General features: G+C 68.7%; 4 protein-coding genes. 2 read left to right on the top strand and 2 right to left on the bottom strand.

What is annotated here, in order from left to right:
• The first annotated feature begins 238 nt into the window (after window positions 1–238).
• Window positions 239–688 (top strand): helicase associated domain-containing protein, encoded by a 450-nt coding sequence (locus tag ACFYW5_RS37700; RefSeq protein ID WP_389421658.1) that lies wholly within the window; start codon window positions 239–241, stop codon window positions 686–688.
• Between the two features lie 275 nt (window positions 689–963).
• Here ACFYW5_RS37700 and ACFYW5_RS37695 read toward each other — a convergent pair whose 3' ends face one another.
• Together ACFYW5_RS37695 and ACFYW5_RS37690 are read right to left on the bottom strand one after the other, a co-directional pair.
• Complete coding sequence (locus ACFYW5_RS37695; protein ID WP_389421657.1) at window positions 964–1,461, bottom strand: hypothetical protein; 498 nt, start codon at window positions 1,459–1,461, stop codon at window positions 964–966.
• 494 nt (window positions 1,462–1,955) lie between these two features.
• Window positions 1,956–2,453: a hypothetical protein gene (locus ACFYW5_RS37690; RefSeq protein WP_389421656.1), complete on the bottom strand. Its 498-nt coding sequence runs from the start codon at window positions 2,451–2,453 to the stop codon at window positions 1,956–1,958.
• 858 nt (window positions 2,454–3,311) lie between these two features.
• On the opposite strand from ACFYW5_RS37690, the gene ACFYW5_RS37685 reads away from it, so the two are divergent.
• Window positions 3,312–3,497 (top strand): hypothetical protein, encoded by a 186-nt coding sequence (locus ACFYW5_RS37685; protein WP_389421655.1) that lies wholly within the window; start codon window positions 3,312–3,314, stop codon window positions 3,495–3,497.
• Window positions 3,498–3,697 lie beyond the last annotated feature (200 nt).

Below are 3,697 nucleotides of genomic sequence, written 5' to 3'. Positions count from 1 at the left end.
CCTCGGACAACGTGATCGCCACAGCAGAAGGCCCCGAATGCGACATGACAACAGGGTACTTACTAACCAACAGGATTTCTGGCGCATGACACTAGACGAATACACCGGCTACTGGTCCTTGCACATCAGCCCACCCGCGACCGACTGACCGGACGCGTAGCCGGGCGTTCGAGTGTCGGCGGGCCTTACCGTGGGGCCGTGACCACCCGCCCTCCCACGAGCAGCCGCCCCGGTGCCAATGCGGGTTGCCCATGAGCATCATCAGCGCGCTGCGGCAAGCGAAGCCGGCCTGACCGAGCTACAGCCGGGGATCACCGGCCACGGCATGGACGTAGGGAAGTGGCTGGCCAAACAGCGGCAACACGACGTCTGGCAGAGCCTGATGGACCGGCAACGCGAGCTCCTGGAGGCGATCGGCGTCACGCCGCTGCCACCCGACCAGGAGACGACCGCCAAGGCCCCCAAGACGGCCCTAGGGGCCTTCGAACGGGGCGTTGCGGCCCTCGCCCAGTACAAGACCCGCGAGGGGCACCTGAAGGTGCCGAGGGGGCACGTAGAACAGCTCGAAGACGGCACCGAAGTCCGGCTTGGAGTCTTCCTGTCCAATGCCAAGACCAGGCGCGCCAAACTCACCCCCGACCGGCTCCAGACGTTGGCGAAGCTGGGTCTGGAGTGGGCGACGGCGTAGCGGCCGATCAGGGACACCGTGAGGGGTCATGCCGGAGTCGGCGTGGCCCCTCGCGCCGTGTTAGGCGCCGGCTCTCTTCTCGCTGGTAGAGAGGCTCTTACGGCGCGGGCTGCGGTTATGGCTCGCCCCGGTCCCAATGGCCGGGCCGCAGCGGCGTCGGGGGCCTGCCCTGGTCCGCAGGGCAGGACGGGAGACCTCGGGCCGCTCTCACCCGTAAGGAGGCTCCTCCCGGGTGAGAGCGGCCGCGTGGGCGCGGGCGTGTGCTGTGTCCCGGGTTACCGGACGTTGAGGGTGAGAACCGGCACGTCGTAGGTCGTGACGCCCACGAGACGGGTTTCTTGAGTCACCATGGGGATGAAGGAGATGCGTCCGTCCGGGGGCATGGCGAGGATCGTGACCGGCCAGGAGGTGGTGCGGGTGTCACCGCCGGGGACCAGGGGGTAGGTGCAGCCGCTCTCCACGCCCAGGGGACCGCAGGCGACCGTGTCACCGCTGGGCAGGCCGATGAGGTAGGTCCCCACCGGGGAGCCGGTGTAGCCGAAGCCGGATTCCAGGGTGAGCGATCCCCTGTTGGTGTAGTCCAGGGTGAGCGTGACCGTGTCGCCGACCGAAGCGGTCGCGGGGCTGACGCAGAACTTGAACACCCTCTCGGAGTCCTGGACACAGGAGGGTCCTGAGGGAGCCGCCAGGGCGGCAGGGGCGGTTGCCAGGCCGGTCCCGAGCAGAAGAGCGGTCACGAACGCTATGAGCAGACGGCGCGGACGGTTGAGCATAGGAAGTTCCTTTCTGATGCAGTGAGCCAGAGCGGACAGGACGGCTTCCTCTGCGCCTCTCCGGCGTGGCAAGAACCCGCGTCTGCGGGGTCTTCCGGGAGGGGATGGCTCCTGTGTGAGGAGTGCTGCGTCTGAGGTGATGCACACATCTCGCGGAAGGAGTCCTGTCCGATACCCCTCCTCCTTGCCTGCCTGTGTTCTCACGCGGGGGTGAAGGGGGCTTGTGAAGGTACTCAGTTACGGCGGGGACGGCAGGCAGCCGAAGCCGAATGTCCGCAATGGCTCTGCGGTACGGCCGTTCAGGTGCGCACGCCGCGTGGCCTGCGCCGCACGTATCCAGGGGCGCGTTCTGTCCCCTTGACGCCACCGGCACGGTCGGTGATCTGCTGGAGATCAGCTTGCGTTCGGCCCTGTGGGCTGGGAGTGCTTCATCTCACGTCTGGCGGAAGTGTCTGCATGCGTGGACGCTCCCGCCAGGCAGCCAAGCCTGCCCGTCAGTGGACGCGCAGCACCAGCGGCGGGAGGAAGTACGTCGACTGACCGATGAGGCGCGTCTCCAGTGCTTCGAACGTGTTGAAGGAGATCCTGTCGTCGGCGGGCTCCGCGGTGATCACTACGGGCCAGGTGGTCTGCCGGGAGTCGCCACCCGGAACCAGCGGATAGGTGCAGCCGCCTTCCACGATCAGGGGGCCACCGCAGAGCACGGTGTCACCGGTGGGGGCCCCGATCGCGTAGGAACCCACAGGGGAGCCGGTGTAGCCGAAGTTCGTCTGGACCGTGGCGGACCCCAAGTTCGTGTAGTCGAGGGTCACGTACACCGTGTCACCCACCGAGGCACTGGCGGGTGTGACGCTGAGCTTGAAGGTGCCGGTCGGATCCTGCACCGTCGCGGTGTTGGCAGGGTCGGCCTGGACGGGAGCCGCACCCACGGTGAGGCCGAGCAGCAAAGCCGCCGCCAGCACGCCAAGGACGGCGCGAAGACGAGTGAACATGAGCAGTTCCCTTCTGTGGCACAGAACCGGAACCGAATCACGGCACGCCCTCAAGCGGAGGCGCCGGGTACCGGGGGAGTCAGCGTCAAACCGGATCCCGGTACGCACAACCCCCCATGTGACCGAGTGAGTCCTACGGTGCGTAGGGGCCAGATGAGGCGAAGCACGAACACAACCAAGGGGGGCGCGCACCGGCCGCGTTCACCACCCCAAGACCGGCCCCTGCACCGCCTCCCGGCGTCGCTGCGGCCGTTGACTCGTACGCGCCAAGAACCCCGTGCCCAGAGTCCGGCCATCCGCGGCCGTGGCCCGTCGCCAACGCCGATGTACGCTTGTGGTTGCTGTGTGACCCCGTAGACACCCCTGCGGAATAGGCACCCCCGCGGGATCCGTCGCCGCCATCCTCGCCGCCGATCTCATCATGGCTTTGGCCGAAGACCCGGCGGGTCTTGACGACCGAGGCGAGCGAGACTGGCAGCGAACTGCCGTGAGGACAGGCGCCCTGAGGTCCGGGCCGGCACGGCAGCAACCAGGTCCGGGTACAGGTGCAGGACTTGATGCCTACCGGTCATCTCCAGCAGGTCCGGCGCCTGCCCCGGTGCGCCGGCGATCCGCAGCCGGGCCTGGTTCCGGAGACGCTGGAGCAGGTCGAGGAAGGTGGGTTGCCGGAGGTGGCCCCGGCGGTGTCCAGGACCGCCCGTGAGTGTGGGGCCGCGGTCATCTCCAGGGCCGGGTGGAGGCTTGTGCCCGGGCTGTCGTTGTCTGGGGGTTTCGGATCGGCTGCAGGGGCAAGGGGCATGGTGGGTGCCCTGGCCGCTGATCGGGTGACCGAATGAGGGCTGGAGCGTTGGCCCTTCCATGACGATGCTGCTGACGCCGTCCGCCTGGCCGGCGACCCCTACGGCCGTCACGCCCAGCCCCGGCGGGGGGCCGATCTTCGACGAACTCGCCGCCCGCTGGACGGCCGCCGGCCCCATGGTGCCCGGTAACGAGAACTGGGAAGGGGAGCGGCTCGCCCGTTGCCCGCCGTGGCCGGCCCCATGATCCCCAGCCCTCCACAGGCCACCCGCCGCGCGGCTGCCGGACTGGTCGACCGTGGTTGGGCCCCGCCCGGTCCGGCAGCCGCACACCACCTGGACCAAAACTGAACACAGCAGCCGCCCCCTCCCCCTGCAGGGCCGGGCCCGCACACCCGCCCCACCTCCCCGGCTCAGCAACAAAATAGGGGGGCAGGGACAGCCAGG

This window comes from Streptomyces sp. NPDC002779 (genome assembly GCF_042888685.1).
Taxonomy (GTDB): Bacteria; Actinomycetota; Actinomycetes; order Streptomycetales; family Streptomycetaceae; genus Streptomyces.
The sequence above is the reverse complement of the archived record's forward strand: the minus strand, read 5'-3'. Positions and strand labels throughout refer to the sequence as shown.